Origin of the sequence: Tardiphaga sp. 215_C5_N2_1, assembly GCF_052076055.1 — a bacterium.
GTDB lineage: Bacteria > Pseudomonadota > Alphaproteobacteria > Rhizobiales > Xanthobacteraceae > Tardiphaga > Tardiphaga robiniae.
Window position 1 is genome coordinate 58028 of sequence record NZ_CP197240.1, and the last position, 18297, is coordinate 76324.

General features: G+C 62.4%; 16 protein-coding genes. 8 read left to right on the plus strand and 8 right to left on the minus strand.

Translation table 11 applies throughout. The features are described from left to right. Together AB7828_RS00320 and AB7828_RS00325 are read right to left on the minus strand one after the other, a co-directional pair. On the minus strand, window positions 1–1323 hold the full coding sequence (locus AB7828_RS00320; RefSeq protein WP_184514646.1) for an ATP-binding protein: 1323 nt from the start codon (window positions 1321–1323) through the stop codon (window positions 1–3). Between the two features lie 10 nt (window positions 1324–1333). Continuing rightward, a complete protein-coding gene (locus tag AB7828_RS00325; protein ID WP_089267366.1) occupies window positions 1334–2071 on the minus strand; it encodes a response regulator in 738 nt (245 codons plus the stop codon). A gap of 170 nt (window positions 2072–2241) precedes the next feature. On the opposite strand from AB7828_RS00325, the gene AB7828_RS00330 reads away from it, so the two are divergent. The 3 genes from AB7828_RS00330 to AB7828_RS00340 all read left to right on the plus strand — a co-directional run bounded on the left by AB7828_RS00330 (window position 2242) and on the right by AB7828_RS00340 (window position 4002). After that, entirely contained in the window at window positions 2242–2835 is a 594-nt protein-coding gene (locus tag AB7828_RS00330) for a hypothetical protein (RefSeq protein ID WP_089267575.1), read from the plus strand. 158 nt (window positions 2836–2993) lie between these two features. Continuing rightward, window positions 2994–3371 carry a PRC-barrel domain-containing protein gene (locus AB7828_RS00335; RefSeq protein ID WP_120289287.1) on the plus strand — a complete coding sequence of 126 codons (378 nt, stop codon included), beginning with the start codon at window positions 2994–2996 and terminating at the stop codon, window positions 3369–3371. Between the two features lie 79 nt (window positions 3372–3450). After that, window positions 3451–4002 (plus strand): PRC-barrel domain-containing protein, encoded by a 552-nt coding sequence (locus AB7828_RS00340; RefSeq protein WP_441229059.1) that lies wholly within the window; start codon window positions 3451–3453, stop codon window positions 4000–4002. Between the two features lie 107 nt (window positions 4003–4109). On the opposite strand, the gene AB7828_RS00345 is transcribed toward AB7828_RS00340, so the two are convergent. From AB7828_RS00345 to AB7828_RS00365, 5 genes are all read right to left on the minus strand, one after another. Then, window positions 4110–5660 carry a DUF4403 family protein gene (locus tag AB7828_RS00345; protein ID WP_441229060.1) on the minus strand — a complete coding sequence of 517 codons (1551 nt, stop codon included), beginning with the start codon at window positions 5658–5660 and terminating at the stop codon, window positions 4110–4112. 74 nt (window positions 5661–5734) lie between these two features. Continuing rightward, on the minus strand, window positions 5735–6430 hold the full coding sequence (locus AB7828_RS00350; RefSeq protein ID WP_089267363.1) for a L,D-transpeptidase: 696 nt from the start codon (window positions 6428–6430) through the stop codon (window positions 5735–5737). A gap of 218 nt (window positions 6431–6648) precedes the next feature. Further along, window positions 6649–7503 carry an ABC transporter permease gene (locus AB7828_RS00355; RefSeq protein ID WP_441229061.1) on the minus strand — a complete coding sequence of 285 codons (855 nt, stop codon included), beginning with the start codon at window positions 7501–7503 and terminating at the stop codon, window positions 6649–6651. A gap of 1 nt (window position 7504) precedes the next feature. Then, complete coding sequence (locus tag AB7828_RS00360) at window positions 7505–8305, minus strand: ABC transporter ATP-binding protein (RefSeq protein ID WP_309946658.1); 801 nt, start codon at window positions 8303–8305, stop codon at window positions 7505–7507. A 172-nt stretch (window positions 8306–8477) separates the two neighbouring features. After that, window positions 8478–9488, minus strand: coding sequence for an ABC transporter substrate-binding protein (locus AB7828_RS00365; RefSeq protein ID WP_089267360.1), 1011 nt, complete (start codon window positions 9486–9488; stop codon window positions 8478–8480). 467 nt (window positions 9489–9955) lie between these two features. Between AB7828_RS00365 and AB7828_RS00370 the strand changes: the two genes are divergently transcribed. Continuing rightward, window positions 9956–11206, plus strand: coding sequence for an extensin family protein (locus AB7828_RS00370; protein ID WP_441229062.1), 1251 nt, complete (start codon window positions 9956–9958; stop codon window positions 11204–11206). Between the two features lie 9 nt (window positions 11207–11215). Here the strand turns inward: AB7828_RS00370 and AB7828_RS00375 are convergent, their stop codons facing one another. Further along, window positions 11216–11848: a TetR/AcrR family transcriptional regulator gene (locus AB7828_RS00375; RefSeq protein ID WP_068732302.1), complete on the minus strand. Its 633-nt coding sequence runs from the start codon at window positions 11846–11848 to the stop codon at window positions 11216–11218. Between the two features lie 184 nt (window positions 11849–12032). On the opposite strand from AB7828_RS00375, the gene AB7828_RS00380 reads away from it, so the two are divergent. From AB7828_RS00380 to AB7828_RS00395, 4 genes are all read left to right on the plus strand, one after another. Continuing rightward, window positions 12033–13265, plus strand: coding sequence for an HlyD family secretion protein (locus AB7828_RS00380; RefSeq protein ID WP_441229063.1), 1233 nt, complete (start codon window positions 12033–12035; stop codon window positions 13263–13265). Window positions 13266–13279: 14 nt separating this feature from the next. Further along, a complete protein-coding gene (locus AB7828_RS00385; protein ID WP_441229064.1) occupies window positions 13280–14863 on the plus strand; it encodes a DHA2 family efflux MFS transporter permease subunit in 1584 nt (527 codons plus the stop codon). 401 nt (window positions 14864–15264) lie between these two features. Beyond that, a complete protein-coding gene (locus tag AB7828_RS00390) occupies window positions 15265–17067 on the plus strand; it encodes an ABC transporter ATP-binding protein (RefSeq protein WP_441229065.1) in 1803 nt (600 codons plus the stop codon). 210 nt (window positions 17068–17277) lie between these two features. Then, window positions 17278–18237 carry a helix-turn-helix domain-containing protein gene (locus AB7828_RS00395; protein ID WP_441229066.1) on the plus strand — a complete coding sequence of 320 codons (960 nt, stop codon included), beginning with the start codon at window positions 17278–17280 and terminating at the stop codon, window positions 18235–18237. The last annotated feature ends 60 nt before the right edge of the window (window positions 18238–18297 follow it).

Genomic DNA, 18297 nt, shown 5'->3' on the forward strand with positions numbered 1-18297 from the left:
CTATGCTGCGGCTCTGTCCGTATCGCGTGCCGGCAGCGTGATGCGGACGATCAGGCCACGCGGCTGACGATCCAGCAGTGTCAATTCGCCGCCATGGGCCAGCGTTACGGCGCGGGCGATCGACAGGCCGAGGCCGAAGCCGGCAGCTTCATGATCCATGTTGCGGGCGTCGTCGCCGCGTACGAAGGGCTGCAGCATCGCGCTCTTTTGTGCGTCCGAAATGCCAGGACCGTCATCGGCGACGTCGATGATGGCGCCGCCCTCGGACATCGTCAGAGAGATATTCGCTTCCGAGCCAAACTTCACGGCGTTCTCGACCAGGTTGGTCACTGCGCGATGCAGATCGTCAGGTCTTGCCATCGCCATGGCATGGGACGGACCCTGATAGGTGACCATATGCCCGATGTCGGCAAATTGGTCGGCGATCAGCTGCAGGGTTGTGGCGATATCCGTCAGCGTCATCTCTTCCAGCCGGCGGTCGTTGCGCAGGAACGAGAGCACGGCTTCGAGCATCGATCGCATCTGGTCGAGGTCGCGCAGCATGTGGCGGCGATGGCCGTCGTCCTCGATGAATTCCGAGCGCAGCCGCAGCCGGGTGATCGGCGTGCGCAGGTCGTGGCTGATCGCGGCCAGCATCTTGGTGCGGTCGTCGATCAAGGTGCCGATGCGCTCGCGCATCCGGTTCAGCGCGCGTGCCACCGAGCGAATTTCTTCGGGACCGCGTTCCGGAAGAGGCTCAGCCGAGCCGTTCAGGCTGAACTCTTCCGCTGCCTTGGCAAAGGCCGAAAGCGGCGCGGACAGCATGCGGGCCGCCCACAGGCCCAGCAGCGTCAGGCTGATCACGACGAACAGAAACGTCAGAACCCAGGGACCGCCTAGAAAGAAGCCTGGTCGTCGCTCCGGCAGACTACTGAAGGAGAACATGTCGCCGTCCGGGAGGGTGACCCCGATCCGGTCCGGCGCGCCACCGATCGTCAGCAGTCGCGCGTCGGAACCAAGCAGCCGGCGTAAGCTGTGACGCGGATAGTCGGGGCCATTGTCGGTTGTGACCGTTGCATCCCGAGGGACTGGCCGGATGTCGAATTTGGGGAAGGCGTTTTTCAGATTGACCAGAAGTTCCGGGCGATCGGCAATCGGTGTCGTCTTCAGCAAGCGAACGATCGCGATCAACTCGCCGTGGCCACGATCCCGCTCCTGATCATTCGGGTCCGGTCTCATCAGCGTGAACAGCAGCGAGAGAACGATGTGGATCGCCACGATCGACATCACCACCAGGGCGGTGATCTGGCCGCTGATCCGACGCAGATTGAGGACGCTGAACATCTCGATGAAACTAGTTGGTCGTCGCCGTCGCGACCGCTTCCACCGTCGGCGTGAACATGTAGCCGCCCGAACGCACCGTCTTGATCATTTGCGCGTCCTGCGGGTCGATCTCGATCTTGCGGCGGATACGGCTGACCAGCACGTCGATGCTGCGTTCGAACGAGCCGGCGCTGCGGCCTTGCGTGAGATCGAGCAGGCTGTCGCGCGACAGCACTCGACCGGAGCGCTCGACAAAGGCGCGCAGCAGATCGAATTCGGCCGAGGTCATGGCGACGCGGGCGCCTTCGGGATTGCGCAATTCGCGCAGGCGCAGGTCGATCTGCCAGCCGGCGAATGACAGCGCCGTGGCGTTCGGCGTGGCGCTGGCATTGAGCGCCGTGGCCTGTCGGCGCAGCACCGCATTGATGCGTGCGAGCAGTTCGCGCGGATTGAAGGGCTTTGGCAGGTAGTCGTCGGCGCCCATTTCGAGGCCGAGGATGCGGTCCACGTCTTCGCCACGCGCCGTCAGCATGATGATCGGCAGTTGCGACTCGGCACGGACCTTGCGGCACAGGCTGAGGCCGTCTTCGCCGGGTAGCATCACGTCGAGGATCAGCAGGTCGACACGGGTGTCGGCCATCACCTTTTCCATCTCGCGCCCGTCGGCAGCGGTGGTGACGTTGCAGGAATTGGTACGCAGATACTTCGCGATCAGCGTACGGGTTTCGCGGTCGTCTTCTACGACCAGGATGTTCGGTACGTTTGCCATGCGAACTCTTTTGGCCGGGATCGGCGCGGGCTGCAGAAGTTTTTTGTTTCGGACTATTGCTGGTGGCTGAGGCGCAACAAACCGCAACATGTCAGCAAGGCAATAACAAGACCTCGTTAAGAAGGTTAACCGCAAGTTGCGAGCACTAAGCAAGCACCTTGGAGCAGATCATGACCTCTATCTCGGCTGCGTCCAGCAGTTCCTACCAATCCCCCCTTCAGAAACTGCAGCAGGAGCTGCAGGCCGAGCTTTCCTCCGGAAAGATCAGCAGCGGCGATCAGGATGCGCTGTCCTCTGCTTTAACCGATATCGACTCGTCGCTGCAGGCCGACCGTTCGAGCCAGAGCAGCGGCAGCCGGCCGTCGCCGGACGAGATGAAATCGAAGATCGACGATCTCATCAGTGCCCAGGTGTCCAGCGGCAAGCTGACTTCGGACCAGGCCACCGAATTGCAGGGCGTGTTCCAGTCGGCCTTCGCCGATGGCGGTCCGGGTGGAGCAGGCGGCGCTCGCGGTGCCGGTGGTCCACCTCCCGGCGGTGGACCCGGCGGCCCACCGCCGTCGGATAGCGCCGATAGTACCGACAGTACCGATGATACGGACAGTGCGACCAGTATCTCCGATATCATGAAGCAGTTCCTGGACTCGCTGAAGCAATCGCTGGAGGCCTCGTCTTCAAGCTCTTACAGCGCGAGCGGCACCAGCGCTACAGCATCCAGCAGCAAGGCGTCCTTCACCGCGCTGCTGATCGACTACCAGACCTGATACGAAGACCGCGACGCTTACGAGCAGGCTGACGCCACCATCTTTCCCGCAAGGGATAAGGTGGTGGTTTCTTTTGTGCAGGTCACTTTCGCGCTATTGCCGGAACAAGGAACACGTCCGGGCATTGTTACCCCTTCAATTGATTTATGGAGGCGACAATGACTCCCGACGTCATGACGAAGCCGCATAGCCTGATTGCGAGCGACCGGATCGAGGGAACGGCGGTACGACGTCCGAATGGCGAACGCATCGGTCATATCGAACGTCTGATGATCGACAAGATCAGCGGCAAAGTGTCCTACGCGATCCTGAGCTTCGGCGGCTTTCTCGGTCTCGGCTCGAATCTGCTGCCGCTGCCTTGGGCGCGGCTGACCTTCAATCGCACGCTCGACGCGTATCAACTTGATATCAGCGAAGAGGAATTGCGCAGCGCGCCGTCATTCACCGAGAAACGCGAGTTCGACTGGGGCGACAGGTCGCAGGAAGAAGCGCTGCATCGCCACTACGGCGTCGCACCCTATTGGGGCGAATTCTAACGACCAATTTCGGTGGAACCGGAACAGTCATTGTACCTCCGCGTTGGTTTTGGACGACCCACAACGACAGGAGGAACATATGTTCAAGAAATACATGACGGCTGGTATCGTTGGTTCGGCGTTGCTGGCAACCGCAGCTTTTGCGCAGAGCCCGAGCGCAACTACGACAACCACAGCCCCGGCAGCTGCGCCGGTCACCGCATCTGATACGACGTTCAATGGCAACTGGCGTACATCGAAGGTGGTCGGTCTGAGCGTATATAACGAAGCCAATGAGAGCCTCGGCTCGATCAACGATCTCCTGACCGACAAGCAGGGGAACATCAAGGCGGTGGTGATCGGCGTCGGTGGTTTCCTCGGTGTCGGCGAACGCCTGATCGCCGTGCCTTATGACAAGATCAAATTCGTGAACGAGCCGGTCGCAACAATGGCGTCTTCAACTGGCGGTTCGTCGGGCATGAAGTCGACCTCGCCCCCTAGCGGCATGACCACGGGTGCAGCCACCACGGGTGCAGCTCCCGCAGCCGTCGCGCCGGCCAAGGCGAATCCCTGGTATCCCGATCATGCCGTGCTAAGCGGTGCCAGCAAGGATCAGTTGAAGGCGATGCCTGAGTTCAAGTATGCGATGTAAGGCCTTTTTGCGTCACGTTGTGACAACGCGAGCCAAGAACCAGTAGGCTGACGATAAGAGCGTGCCCGTTTTGCGGGTGCGCTCTTCACCGCGTCATCGCGCTAAATCTACAGCCCCGGCAACGCCGTCACATTTACATTGATGGCGCCATCGGCCTCCGCGATCACCCGGAGTGTCTTGGAATCGAAAGCGATGCCACCCAGGCGGAGGCTGCTGATCTCGGCGCCGACGCGGATGCCGTTTTCGTTCTTCTGGAAATCTGCGATGACGGCGGCGATCTTCTTTTGCGCGTTCGAGGCAAAGGGCTTCAGATCGATGGTCGCTCGTTCGGCCAGCGTCTTCTGTAGCAATGGCATGGCTGCACGTGCTGCCGCGCCGAGCAGGCCAAAGGCCGCTTCTGATTCAACGGCAAGTTCCAGATCGGTAAAGCGCAGCGTCTGTGCCGCTTGATCGAGCGCAGGCTTGCCCCAGACATGGACGGTTGCTTCGCCGCCAAGACCGAACCAGCTCTGCTTCTCCTTGGCATTCACGAGCAACGAGATGAGCAGGCGGTCGCCGGATGCCGAGACAGTTGCCTTCTTCACCGTCACTGCGACCGCGCCGGAATTGTCTTCCGGGAATGTCTTGCCGACGAGCTGCGCCTCGATGATCTTGTTCAGTTCAGTGAAAGGCATGTCCACGGGCACACCGATGCTGAGTTTGCCGGGGCCGGGCGGCACGATGGCGAGTGTGGCAGGAAACGGACAATTTGGCTGTGTCTGTGTTGAGGTCACGCGTGTTTCGGCCTCGACGCCGAGTGTCAGCGTCAAATTGCTGGCATCGATGCGCGGCTGGGCGGCGACGGCACGCGTCGGCTTCAGTTCGATGAACAGGTTCTGCAATGCGCTCGCACCTTGCAGCGGGATCGACCGGCAGAGTTTGGCCCATTCGCGCCGGGCATTCTGTTCGAAAGCGGGATCGTTGCGCAGGCGCTGCTGCAGGGCGATGATCTGCTCGTTGACCGCATTGTCGATCATCGGCTTGACCTGCGCGGGCACATTGATGCGGGCACCGGCGACCGCGACATTGGTGTCGCCGAGCGTCACCTGAGCGGCGAGGTTCGGGTCGATCCGCCAGTTCGGCGTCAGCCGGGGCTGCGCCGAGACCACCACATTGCCGCGGATTTCCGCATTGGCATTGACGTTCTTGATGTTGATGTTGCCAAGCTGCTTGGCAACATTGCCGCCGAGCAGGTTGCCGAGCGCGCCGCCCAGCGCATCGCGCACATTCGTCGAGATCGCGCCGGTGACATTGAGCGTGCCGCTCAGTGGCGTGGACATGGTCAGCGTGTCCTGCGCGCCAGTCGCCGCGATCGGACCGCGTGCGGCGGTCCACTTGATATCGGCATCCTGCAGCAATTGCTGTACAGGATTGTCAGCCGTGCCGTTGAAGCTGCGCGGTGCGCCGCGATCGGCGGCATCGCGGATCGCGGTGAGTGCAATGGCGACCGGCGCGATGATGCTTGAACTGCGTGCGGGTGAGGGGGGCAGTGGCGGCAATGCGACCAGCACCGGCGCCGATCCGGTGCCGCGCGGAGCCACATAGTCCATCACCTTGAGTGCGACCACGAAAAAGACGGCGACCAGCACCGCGCCGATGAGAATTGGTTTCAGACGCATGATGTCCCCGCTCGAAAACGCGGGGACATTACAATGCTGTGGTGACGCGCGCCAGTTATGAACCGTGCCCGGCTTTAGCCACGCTTGCCGCTTGCGCTGTCTGCACGGCGATCCATCGGCAGCACGACGACTTTGGTGCCGACTGTGACGCGGGAATACAGATCAGACACGTCCTGATTGGTGAGGCGGATGCAGCCCGACGAGACCTGCGTGCCGATGGTCTCCGGCATATTGGTGCCGTGGATGCGATAGATGGTGCCGCCGAGATACATGGCGCGGGCGCCGAGCGGGTTGCCGGGACCGCCGGCCATGTGGCGCGGCAGATAGGGCTGGCGTGCGATCATTTCAGCGGGCGGGGTCCATGCCGGCCATTCGGCCTTGCGAGTCACGGTTTGTACACCGGACCATGTGAAACCATCGCGGCCAACGCCGATGCCGTAGCGGAGCGCCTGACCGTTGCCGAGCACGTAATACAGATAGGTGTTCGGCGTATCGACGATGATCGTGCCGGCGGCCTCGCGGGTCGGATAGTTGACGATCTGCCGCCTGAAGCGCGCGGGCTGTTCGATGGCAGAGCGCTCGTCATCCATCTGCGGCGACTGCACATAGGGCGCAGGCTCGCTCTGGACCGGCGGCGCCATGAAGAACGGAAACAGCGGTAGCGGCGTTGCGGCTGCCGGATGGGCAAAGGAGAATGCGCCGGCAAGGAGCGCGCCGATTGCGACGGCAGCACGGCGAATTTTTCGTTCGAAAGAAGCGAGGGTGATCATGGGAATCTCCGTTTGAGCGCCTGTGAATGAGCGCCCGTTCGGCGCCTCGTTGGCAGGAGATGTACCCAGCGGTCGTTTCAGGAGATTTGCGTCAATTCTGCAAAACGGTTTCGTCGCGGCGGGGAAATGTGTCGTCGCGGGGGGAGGCGGACAACATTGTTGCACCGGGAATGACCGCCGGCGCGCCGATTTGAATCAAGCGCGCCGGGCTTCGGTGGTCACTCGTTAACGGTGGTATCCGGGCGCCAGGTCAGCAGCCGGTTTTCGATCATGGTCAGGATCCATTCGGCCAACAGCGCCACGATCGCAATAACGATCATCGCGGCGAACACGCCATTGGAATCGAACGAGCCCTGTGCGGTCGCGATCAGCAGGCCCATGCCTTCGCGGGCGCCCAAAAACTCTCCGACGATGGCACCGACCAGCGCGAAGCCGAACGAGACATGCAGGCTTGCGAGAATCCAGGACAGCGCCGAAGGCAGCACCACAGCGCGGGTCATCTGCCAGTTGCTGGCGCCGAGGATGCGTGCATTGGCGATCAGGTTCTTGTCAGCCTCGCGTACGCCCTGGAAGGCGTTGGCGAACACCACGAAGAACACCATCACGACGGCCAGCGCGATCTTCGATGCCGCACCAAGGCCGAGGGCCACGATGAAGATCGAGCCGAGCACGACGCGCGGGATCGAATTCGCGACCTTGATGTAGATCGAGAATACGTCTGACAGGAGTTGGTTACGCCCCAGCGCGATGCCGCACAGGATGCCCATGGCTGAGCCGATCAGGAAGCCGGCGCCGGCCTCGTAGATCGTGACCCAGATCTGTTTCCAGAGCGGGCCGATCGAGGTGCCGTTCTCGGTCCAGTCTATCAGTTTCAGGACGATGCCGGAGGGCTGGCCGAAGAAGAACGGATCGATCAGCTCGAAGCGCACGCCGAATTCCCAACCGCCGATCAGGAATACGAGGACGGCAAGCCGCAGCGCCAGCACCAGGCGCTGATGGCGGCGCAAGCGCTGGACGGCGGTTTCGATGCGGCCGTCGGTGGCGAGGGGGGCGGTCACTGTTGTCTCGGTCATTCTAGTGTCCTGCCCGTGCGCGCAATACTTCCTCGCGCAGGTCGTCAGAGATCTTTCGCGCGATGGCGATGAAACGTTCGTCGTAGCGCAGCGTCGCGACATCGCGTGGACGCGGCAGATCGATGGTGTGGACGGACTTTACGCGCGCCGGTCGTGTGGTCAGCACGGCGACGCGATCGGCGAGCAGGATGGCTTCGTCGAGATCGTGCGTCACGAACAGCACAGCGGATTTCGCCTGGGCCCACAGTTGCAGCAATTCCTCCTGCATCAGTTCGCGGGTCTGCACGTCGAGCGCGGAGAACGGCTCGTCCATCAAGAGGACCTGCGGATTGTTGATGAAGGTCTGCGCCAGCGCCACGCGCTTGCGCATACCGCCGGAGAGCTGATGCGGATGGTGATGTTCGAAGCCCTTCAGGCCGACACGAATGATCCAGTCACGCGCGGTAGCCTCTGCCTCGTCTTTCGGGACGCCGCGAAACAGCGGCCCGGCCATGACATTGCCGAGCACGTCGCGCCACGGAAACACGGCATCCTGCTGGAACACAAAGCCAACGCGCCGGTCAACACCGGTCACCGGCGCATCGAACAATGTGACTTCGCCGCCTTGCGGGCGGGCGAGGCCGGCGATCAGCCCGAGCGTCGTCGACTTGCCGCAACCGGTCGGGCCCACCACGGCCATGAATTCACCGGGCGCAATGCTGAGGTCGAAATCCTCCAGCGCGGAGAGAACGTCACCCGAAGGCGTGACGAAGCGGCGCGCGACGTTCTTCAGCGCGACGGCAGAGGGTGCGGGGGCATTCATGATTGCATTCGCTTTATCATCAGAGTCGTTGTTGAAGTCGGCGGGTAAAGCGCGTTCGTTCTGCTCCCTCCCCCCTTGCGGGGGAGGGTCGGGGAGGGGGGTCCACAAGTGACGTCCCTTGTGGCTACCCCCACCCCCGGCCCCTCCCCGCTAGGGGGAGGGGAGAAGGGCCTCAGTTCGTCGCGTTGGCTTTGACCACGAAATCCGTGGTGTAGGTCTTGGCGAGGTCGATGGTCTTGCCCTTGAGGTTGGGCGAGAAGCTGTTCAGCACACTCAGCACTGACTCCGGTGCACCAGCAGGCATCATGCCGTCGACCGAATATTGCGGCTTGCCTTCGCGCAGGCCCTGCACATAGAGATCGAGTTCGCCGGCATAATAGTCCTTCGGCATCTGGGCGGCGATTTCCTCGGGCGAGTGGGTATTCATCCACTTCAACGTCTTCACGAAGGCATTGACGACCTTCTGCGCGGTCTCCTTGTTCGCCTCCATCCAGGCGCGGTCCATATAGAGACACGCAGCCGGATAATCGCCACCAAGTGCAGCGCGGGTGCTTTCCGGGGTCCGCAGATCGATGCCGACTTTTGCCGTGCCGTTTTTCACCGCACGCGCCACCGTCGGCTCCGTCGTCATGCCGGAGACGATCTTGCCCTGCTGCATGGAAGCCAGGAACGTATCGCCAGCGCCGACTGGCACCAGCGTGTAGTCCTGCATCTTCAGCCCCGCTTTGGCGGCGAGCGCGCGGGTCAGGAAGTCGGTGGCAGAGCCGAGGCCGGTGACGCCGAGCGCCTGACCCTTCCAGTTGGCGGGATCCTTCAGCTTGTCGGCGTCGGCGGCCTTCACCAGCACGACTTCGCCAGGCGCGATCGCGAATTGCACCACTGAGGTGATGAATTTGCCCTTGGATTGCAGGTCGATGGTGTGATCGTAGAAGCCGACCACGCCTTGCACTTCGCGGGCGAGCAGGGCGGTCGCTGCCTGCGAGCCGGAGGTGGAGTTGAAGAGCTCGACGTCGAGCCCCTGTTCCTTGAAGAATCCGAGCTGCGCCGCGAGTTTCGCCGGCAGATAGATCTGCTTGTCGATACCGCCAACCATGATCTTGATCGGGGTTTGCGCCGCAGCAGGGGCTGCAAGTGCAGCGGCGAGTGATACAGCCGCAATGGTTGCGGCAAAGAATTTGCGCATGGACGTTTCCTGACTTCTGAATTTGGCGCTGGTCTACTGCGCGGGCGGTCATCCCGGTCCACGCGCAAGCGCTCGCAACGGGGGCATCAGGCCCCGGCCTGCGTCAAACTGTCAATCGGCTATTGGCAGGTCACAACAGCAAAAAGCGCCCGCTCGGGAGAGCGGACGCCATAGGTGAGAAAGCTTTATGGGATTAGGGCTCTACAGCACGCCAAATACGATAGCGCCGACGAAGGCGATTGCCGCATAGGCGGCCACAACGCTCAGTTGGCCGAACATAGTCATGGGAACCCTCCCTTTGACGTTGTCGCGCGGAGTAACGCGAAAGCTGGCGGTCCGTTCCCGCAGAAAAGAGAAGGAAGTCGACCAACTGCTGCCGTAGCGGTACGAGCGTCGGCAACATGGTAAATCAAACGTGAATTCAATGCGTTGAAGAGTCTTTAAAACATTTCGACCACCTTGCGCGAATGACGCGCAGAGTTCGTTTGTATCTCGTCGGCTCCGTCGTCCTTGTTTCGCTTGCGGGTTGCGGACGCGGTCTGTTTCAGACCCAGGAACGTGAACCATGGCGTGCCGAGGCAGAAGTCGCATGTCTCAAATCCGGCACGGTGAAAGAGGGCGCTGATCTCGTTCGGATCAACCCGATTTCCGGGCCCGGCGTCTGCGGCGCAGAATTTCCCTTGAAGGTCGCAGCTCTTGGCGAGGCCAGCAGCAGCTATGGTTTTGCCGATGAAACCTTGCGGCCGCCTGGCGGCATCAGCGGTGCAAGCCAGCCACGTTGGCCGGTGCAGCAGCAGCCACAGACCATGGCGCGTCCCGCCAGCAGCTATCCGAATTCCTATCCGCAAGCTGCCGCGCCGCAGCAGCCATCTTATGGCGGTTCCTCTTACGGCGGCGCACCCAATAACGGACCGATCTCGCTAAACGCGCCGGGCGTGCCGCCGGACAATGAAGACGAAATCGAATTGCCGCCGGAAGGTTCGCCGCAGACGATGCGCGCGCCGCAGCAAGAGCAGCCGCGCGCGCCTTACGGCCGCTATAGTTCAGGTGTGCAGCAGAGCCAGCCGCCGCAGGACTATGCCCCACAGCGTCTTGGACCGGGACAGGGCAATGTCACGGGCTCGGTCGGCCCCGTCGTCGTGAAACCGACGGCGACGCTGGCCTGTCCGATCGTCTCGGCACTCGACAAGTGGCTCGCGGAGTCCGTGCAGCCGGCAGCGATGCGCTGGTTCGGCGTCCGCGTCGCCGAGATCAAGCAGATCTCCGCTTATTCGTGCCGCGGCATGAACGGCAATTCGCGCGCGCATATTTCCGAGCATGCGTTCGGCAATGCGCTCGATATCTCCGCCTTCGTCCTCGCCGATGGTCGCAGTGTCTCGGTGAAGGCAGGCTGGAAGGGCATGCCGGAAGAGCAGGGCTTCCTGCGCGACATCCAGGGCGGCGCGTGCCAAGTCTTCAACACCGTGCTGGCGCCGGGCTCCAACGTCTATCACTACGATCACATTCACGTGGATCTGATGCGCCGGCCCAAGCGCCCGGTGATCTGCCAGCCGGCGGCCGTGTCGGGCGAGGAGATTGCCGCACGCGCGCAAAGTCGCAATCCCTATGCCGATCGCAACAACAATGACTACGGCGGCGTGACCGGCTCGATCGGGCGCACGGCCAAGAAGTCGACGCGCAAATCGCCTGACGACGAGGACTTCTACGAGAACGAATAGGCCGGCTCGTCAGATGCGGTAGGCCGCGAGGAACATCCGCACCGCACTGTCGACGACCTTGTCGATCTCCGCGCGCGTCGGTGTCGGCTTGGCCTGGAAGATGAAGGGCTGAAACAGCGTCGCCTGGCAGGACATCATGAATTGCGCGGCGGCCAGTTCGGTATCCTTGATTTCCAGTTCCTTCGCAGCGACGCGGGCATCGAGATAGGTCGCGACCTGCCGGATCGCGTGTGCCAACACCGCTTCATAAAAGCGTTTGCCGACATCGGGCATGCGTTCCGCAATCGCCATCACGGTGCGGATCGCCGAGCCGCCGCCGGGCCGGCACAGCAACTGAATATAGGCGCGGCCGAACTCGCCGAGCGTGGTCACCGCATCGCGTTCCGGGTCAAGGTTGAAGACGGCCTTGCCCTGTTCGAGCTTCTCCTGCTCGACGATCGACTCGAACAGCGCGCTCTTGTCGGTGAAATAGACATAAAGCGTGCCCTTGGAGACGCCGGCGGCACGCGCGATCTCGCCCATGCTGGCGCCGTCGAAGCCCAGATCCAGGAAGACTTTTCGCGCGCCGTCGAGAATTTGGCGGCGCTTGGCGCTGTCTTCCTCGCCTACGGGCGAGAGGGGGGCAGGGTGGGAGGCAACCATTCGTTCAGCCTGTTCGATGAATCAGCGGGATATCGCCCGCGATGAAACCGGAATAACGCGAAATCGTGATGAACTGGCCAAACTCTATCTTGACCGAACCGTTCGGTCAATTTACATATTGCCGCAGCAAGCGGGACCCGGCATGTCCGATGGTGTCCGCATTCTCACGTTTGAGGAGGCCGGAATGGCCGGACCACGCGACCAGGCTGCCCGTATCATTCGCCCCGAAGGTGAGGCTGACAGCGCGCCGGTACGCGTCGTGTCGCTCGCAGCGGATGAACCCGCAGCCCGCGGTCCTGCGGATGCACCCGCATCTGAACAACCCGCCACAGCAGCACCGGCCGCGACCGCGCAGACCGCTGCTCCAAAATCCGCCAAGAAGAAAAAAGTGCTGCTCGGTGTCGGCGCGCTGCTCGCCGTCGCAGGCGTCTATTATGGCGTGAACTATTATCTGGTCGGCCGCTTCATCGTCTCGACCGACGACGCCTATGTCCGCGCCAGCAACACCACGCTGGGTGCGCGCGTATCGGGCCACATTGCGCAGATCCTGCCGGGCGACAACGTCGCGGTGAAGGCCGGCGAGGTGATCTTCAGGATCGACGACGGCGACTATCGCATCGCCGTCGATGCCGCGAAGCGCAAGATCGACACCCAGAAGGCCACCATTGAGCGCATCGGCCGTCAGGTCGGCGCGCAGGAAAGCGCTGTCGAGCAGGCGCAGGCCCAGCTTGCGTCGGCCGATGCGGCTGCCAATCGCGCCTCGCTTGAATTCGACCGTCAGGAAACGCTGAGCAAGCAGGGTTTTGCCTCGCGCTCGGTCTACGAGACCTCGCAGTCGAACCGTGATCAGACCTCGGCTGCCGTCAAGGCCGCGAAGGCCTCCGTCGATGCAGCCAAGAGCAGCGTCGAAGTGACGAAGGCGCAGCAGAACGAAGCCCGCGCGCAGCTCGCTGAATTGCAGAGCGCGCTGGACAAGGCCGTGCGTGATCTCGATTTCACCACCGTGAAGTCGCCGGTGGATGGCATCTTTTCGAACCGCCTCATCTCGACCGGTGATTTCGTTTCGATGGGTCAGCGTCTTGGCAATGTCGTGCCGCTCAACGACGTCTATATCGATGCCAACTTCAAGGAGACGCAGCTGCGCCGCCTGAAGCCGGGCCAGCCGGTCTCGATCGAGCTCGATGCCGATAGCAGCCGCGCCATCGAAGGCACGGTGGAAAGCCTCGCGCCGGCAGCCGGCTCGGTATTCACGCTGCTGCCGCCGGATAACGCCACCGGCAACTTCACCAAGATCGTGCAGCGCGTGCCTGTGCGCCTCAGGGTGCCGGCTGACGTCGCCAAGGAAAACCTGCTGCGCGCCGGCATGTCGGTCTATGTCCGCGTCAACACCAAGCCGGGTGCAGAACCCGCGCGCTAAGTCAGGACAAGCAGATGTCCACGACAACTACCGTGTCAGGCGCACCGCCGACCGCTCCGGCTGCGGACTATGTCGCGCCGAAACGCCTGATCGCGTTTCTGATCATGGTGTTCGGCATGTTCATGTCGATCCTGGACATTCAGATCGTCTCGGCCTCGCTGTCTGAAATCCAGGCTGGATTGTCCGCGTCGTCCAGCGAAGTCTCCTGGGTGCAGACGGCCTATCTGATCGCGGAAGTGATCGCGATTCCGCTGTCCGGCTTTTTGTCGCGCGCACTCGGCACGCGGCTGTTGTTTGCGATCTCGGCCGCCGGATTCACTTTCGCCAGCCTGATGTGCGGTTTCACCTCGTCGATCGAGCAGATGATCCTGTGGCGCGCGATCCAGGGCTTCCTTGGCGCCGGCATGATCCCGACGGTGTTCGCCTCGGCCTATACGGTGTTTCCGCGCTCCAAATTCCACATCGTCGGCCCGATCATCGGCCTCGTCGCGACGCTGGCGCCGACCATCGGCCCGACGGTGGGTGGCTACATCACCGATGCGCTGTCATGGCACTGGCTGTTCTTCATCAATGTGGTGCCCGGCATCGGCATCACCATCGGCGTGCTCGCGCTGGTGGATTTCGATGAGCCGCATTTCGAACTGCTCGATCATTTCGACTGGTGGGGCCTCGGCTTCATGGCGGGTTTCCTCGGTTCGCTGGAATATGTGCTGGAAGAGGGGCCGCGTAACGACTGGTTCCAGGATACCTCGATTGCGATCTTCGCCGTCATCTGCCTGCTGTCGGCCATCGCATTTTTCTGGCGCGTGCTGACGGCGAAGGAGCCGATCGTCGACATCCGCGCCTTCACCGATCGCAATTTCGCGCTGGGCTGTCTGTTCTCGTTTTGCGTCGGCATCGGGCTCTACGGCCTGACCTATCTCTATCCGCGTTATCTCGCGGAGATCCGCGGCTACAGCGCGCTGATGATCGGCGAGACCATGTTCGTCTCGGGCGTTGCGATGTTCCTGACGGCGCCGCTGGTGGCGCGTCTGATGCAGAAGATCGACATGCGCTATCTCATCATGACGGGATTGGTGCTGTTCGCTGCCGGCACCTGGCAGATGACATGGGTGACGCGCGATTTCGATTTCTACGAATTGCTGCTGCCGCAAATCCTGCGCGGCATCGGCATGATGATGGCCATGGTGCCGATCAATAACATTGCGCTCGGCACACTGGCGCCGCAGATGCTGAAGAACGCCTCCGGCCTGTTCAACCTGACGCGCAATCTCGGTGGCGCGCTCGGCCTCGCGCTGATCAATACCGTGCTCGATCATCGCACCGACTTCCACATCACCCGGCTGCACGACAAGGTCACTTGGGGCAATGCCCAGGCGGTCGAGATGCTCAACATGTTCACCCAGAAGTTCCAGGGCATGGGCGACGCGTCGCGCATGGCCATGAAGCAGCTGTCGCAGATCGTGCATCGTCAGGCCGTCGTGATGAGCTTTGGCGACGCGTTCTTCGCGCTGTCGGTGTTCTATGTCGGTCTCAGCCTCATGGTGATGCTGCTGAACAAGCCCAGCAATCCCGCGGCTGCAGGCGGCGGGCACTAGAGCGTTTTCGAGCGAAGTGGATGCCGGTTCGCGTCAAGAAAACGCGTCAAAACAAAAAGCTAGAGCGGCTGGAGCGGTTCTATCGCCAATCAGCGATTGGTCCTGGCCATCATGTTGCCAAAAGTCGGCGGCACATCTATAAAACTACCTTCCATTGCTCGAACCCGAGGGAGAGTCTGCATGAAGTCGATTGATCTGCTCTCCGGAATTCTCGGTTCGGTGCACGCATGCGGGTTTATGCGGGCTCGTTGAGCCCCGGTTCCGCCTCTGCCGGTCGGGCCTGATGTCCCGATCATCCTGATCTTTCCCGTTTCTGTACTCTTAGGACGCTCGCGCTCGGTCTGGCCGTTGCGCGTCAAACCATGGAGCCGGTCTGCGCAGGGGCGCTGCCGGATGAAGTCATGACTCTGAAATCGAAGGACCGCGCCGCCGCCATCCGCGTGGTGATCCCTTTCGTGATCCGGCATTGGTTCCGCCAGCCCGGACGGGCGGCGACGGTTGCTGTCGGTCTGCTCGGCGCAACGGTGGCCGATCTGTTCATGCCGCTCTTCTCCGGGCAACTTGTCGATGCCGTCACCAAAGGCGGCGCCGATCCGGCGGCCCGGCAGGCGGCATTCACAGCCTTTGGCGCCATCGTGGCGCTTGGCGCGATGTCGATGTTGCTGCGGCTGCTCGGCATCCACGCCATCGTTCCGTTTACGCTGCGCATCATGTCGGATCTGTCGCGCGAGGCCTTCGCGCGCGTGCAGCGCTTCTCGACCGACTGGCACGCCAACAGCTTCGCGGGCTCCACGGTGCGCAAGGTCACGCGCGGCATGTGGGCGGTCGATCTGCTCAATGACACGCTGTTGATGGCGCTGCTGCCGTCGCTGGTGGTGTTGCTTGGCTCGATGCTGCTGCTCGGCTGGCACTGGCCGGCGCTGGGCGGTGTGATCGCTGTCGGCACGGTGGCCTATATCGCCATGACCGTGTGGTTCTCCACGCGTTACATCGCGCCGGCTGCGCGCGTGTCGAATGCATGGGACACCAAGGTCGGCGGTACGCTGGCGGATGCCCTGACCTGTAACGCCGTGGTGAAATCCTTCGGCGCGGAAAGCCGTGAGGACGGTCGGCTGGGGCAGGTCGTTGGCCGCTGGCGCGTGCGCGTGGCGCGCACATGGTATCGCTACAACACGACGAGCACGGTGCAGCTCGCGGTGCTGCTCTGCGTGCGCACGGCGGTGATCGGCGGCGCGTTGTGGCTGTGGCTCAATGGACAGGCCACGGCCGGCGATGTCACCTATGTGCTGACGAGCTATGTCGTGATCCACGGCTATCTGCGCGATGTCGGCATGCACATCAACAATCTGCAGCGTTCGGTGAACGACATGGAGGAGCTTGTTGCGATTCATGATGTTGCGCTCGGCATCGCCGACGCGCCGGATGCGCAGCCGATTGCGATCACCGGCGGGCGCATCCTGTTCGACGACGTGACGTTCCACTATGGCGGTCATGCCACGCCGCTCTATGACGGGCTGTCGGTCGACATTCGCGCCGGCGAACGCGTCGGTCTGGTCGGGCGTTCGGGCTCCGGCAAGACGACCTTCGTGAAGCTGATCCAGCGGCTCTATGATGTGTCGGGTGGCCAGATCATGATCGACGGTCAGAACATCGCCGATGTCACGCAGGAATCGCTGCGCAGCCGGATTGCGATCGTGCAGCAGGATCCGATCCTGTTTCACCGCTCGCTGGCCGACAACATCGCCTATGGCCGGCCCGGCGCCAGCATGGCGGCGATTGAACAGGCGGCGCGGCTGGCGAATGCGCATGACTTCATCACCCGGCTGCCGAAAGGTTACGGCACGCTGGTCGGTGAGCGCGGTGTGAAACTGTCGGGCGGCGAGCGGCAGCGTGTTGCACTGGCGCGTGCATTCCTGGCGGACGCACCGGTGCTGATTCTGGACGAGGCGACATCGAGCCTCGATTCAGAGTCGGAGGCGCTGATCCAGGAGGCGATGGAGCGGCTGATGAAAGGCCGCACGTCGATCGTGATCGCGCATCGCCTGTCGACGGTGCGCAGCCTCGATCGCATTCTGGTGTTCGATCACGGGCACATCGCGGAAGAGGGCACCCATGCCACGCTCACAGCGCGACCGGGTGGCATCTATCGCGGCCTATTCGAACGGCAGGTGCTGGATCTCGATCGCACCGCCGCCGCGGAATGATATCAGGAGGGAACGGGGGCCGCCGTTGGCCCTCGTTCGCATTTCGGCGCATGTCGTCAATGCGTTCGTCCCCCCCGTGGGGCGAACCGATCGTGGCGACGCTCGCACGGTGGCGCCCGTCGTCGTAAAATCGGATGTCGTTGACAGTTCCTGCTTTGCGCAACACTCTGTCGATCCTGCGACCAGTATAGACCGTATTGGGGGTCGACGATGGATTGCTCGCCGGACATTCAGACATGGTCGACTGCTCTCGTCGAGCCGGAACGACGGCTGGATTACTGGATTTCCGCTGTTTGCGAAGGCTTTCTGGAGATGGATATCGCCAGCCTCGCGCCCGCGAGCTTTGCGTCCGAACTACAGCGCGGGCAGCTCGATGTGATTGGGGTCAATCAAGTTCGAGGCGATCCCCAGCATGTCTATCGCACCAGACGCGCCATCGCGCGCGGCCAGTCCAATTTTTACTATCTGCTTTGCAAGACCGACCGGAACTGGTCGGCCACGCAATGCGAGAGAACGGCGATGTTGCGCCCCCATGATCTTCTCCTGGTGGATTCGCGGCGCCCCTATGAATTTCATTTTCCGGTGACGTCGGACACGATTTCGCTGGAGCTGCCGATGGGATGGGTCGAGCGCTGGCTTACGGCGCCCGAGCAGCATCTTGGCCGGGTGATTGATGGACAGTCTGGCTGGGGACTGGCACTGAGCGGCTTCGTCCGGCAATGGTCACCGGAACTGGCCGTTCGCAGTCCGCTGCCGGCGTCTCTCCTCGTCGATCAATTGGGAGCCCTGCTGGCTCTGACACTGGAAGGCGATGTGACGCAGTCGCCGGCGGAGACGTCCGGCACGGCCGCGCTAATTGATCGGATTCGTCGCGCTCTGCGCGAACGCTATGCCGAGCCCGGCCTCACTGCAGCGTCGATTGCCGCGCAACTGCAAATCTCGGAGCGCACGCTGCATCGCGGTCTCGCCAGCGCGTCCGTGACCTTTAGCGGGCTGCTTGCCGACTGCCGCATGTCAATGGCCCGCAAGATGCTGGCCGAGCCGCGCTTCGACCGTGTGAGTATCGGTGGCATCGGGCAGAAGGTCGGTCTGACAGATCCATCACATTTTATCCGCCAGTGCCGCAAATATCTGGGTGTGACACCCGGCGAGTTCAGGCGCCGACGATAGGCTGTGACGCAAATCGTCGATTGGGCTGGCGCAATCCGGCCATCTGCCCGGCATGTCAGT

Coding starts and splice junctions, on each gene's coding strand:
- AB7828_RS00320 (WP_184514646.1), bottom strand. CDS start 1,323: ATGTTCAGCGTCCTCAATCTGCGTCGGATCAGCGGCCAGATCACCGCC.
- AB7828_RS00325 (WP_089267366.1), bottom strand. CDS start 2,071: ATGGCAAACGTACCGAACATCCTGGTCGTAGAAGACGACCGCGAAACC.
- AB7828_RS00330 (WP_089267575.1), top strand. CDS start 2,242: ATGACCTCTATCTCGGCTGCGTCCAGCAGTTCCTACCAATCCCCCCTT.
- AB7828_RS00335 (WP_120289287.1), top strand. CDS start 2,994: ATGACTCCCGACGTCATGACGAAGCCGCATAGCCTGATTGCGAGCGAC.
- AB7828_RS00340 (WP_441229059.1), top strand. CDS start 3,451: ATGTTCAAGAAATACATGACGGCTGGTATCGTTGGTTCGGCGTTGCTG.
- AB7828_RS00345 (WP_441229060.1), bottom strand. CDS start 5,660: ATGCGTCTGAAACCAATTCTCATCGGCGCGGTGCTGGTCGCCGTCTTT.
- AB7828_RS00350 (WP_089267363.1), bottom strand. CDS start 6,430: ATGATCACCCTCGCTTCTTTCGAACGAAAAATTCGCCGTGCTGCCGTC.
- AB7828_RS00355 (WP_441229061.1), bottom strand. CDS start 7,503: ATGACCGAGACAACAGTGACCGCCCCCCTCGCCACCGACGGCCGCATC.
- AB7828_RS00360 (WP_309946658.1), bottom strand. CDS start 8,305: ATGAATGCCCCCGCACCCTCTGCCGTCGCGCTGAAGAACGTCGCGCGC.
- AB7828_RS00365 (WP_089267360.1), bottom strand. CDS start 9,488: ATGCGCAAATTCTTTGCCGCAACCATTGCGGCTGTATCACTCGCCGCT.
- AB7828_RS00370 (WP_441229062.1), top strand. CDS start 9,956: ATGACGCGCAGAGTTCGTTTGTATCTCGTCGGCTCCGTCGTCCTTGTT.
- AB7828_RS00375 (WP_068732302.1), bottom strand. CDS start 11,848: ATGGTTGCCTCCCACCCTGCCCCCCTCTCGCCCGTAGGCGAGGAAGAC.
- AB7828_RS00380 (WP_441229063.1), top strand. CDS start 12,033: ATGGCCGGACCACGCGACCAGGCTGCCCGTATCATTCGCCCCGAAGGT.
- AB7828_RS00385 (WP_441229064.1), top strand. CDS start 13,280: ATGTCCACGACAACTACCGTGTCAGGCGCACCGCCGACCGCTCCGGCT.
- AB7828_RS00390 (WP_441229065.1), top strand. CDS start 15,265: ATGACTCTGAAATCGAAGGACCGCGCCGCCGCCATCCGCGTGGTGATC.
- AB7828_RS00395 (WP_441229066.1), top strand. CDS start 17,278: ATGGATTGCTCGCCGGACATTCAGACATGGTCGACTGCTCTCGTCGAG.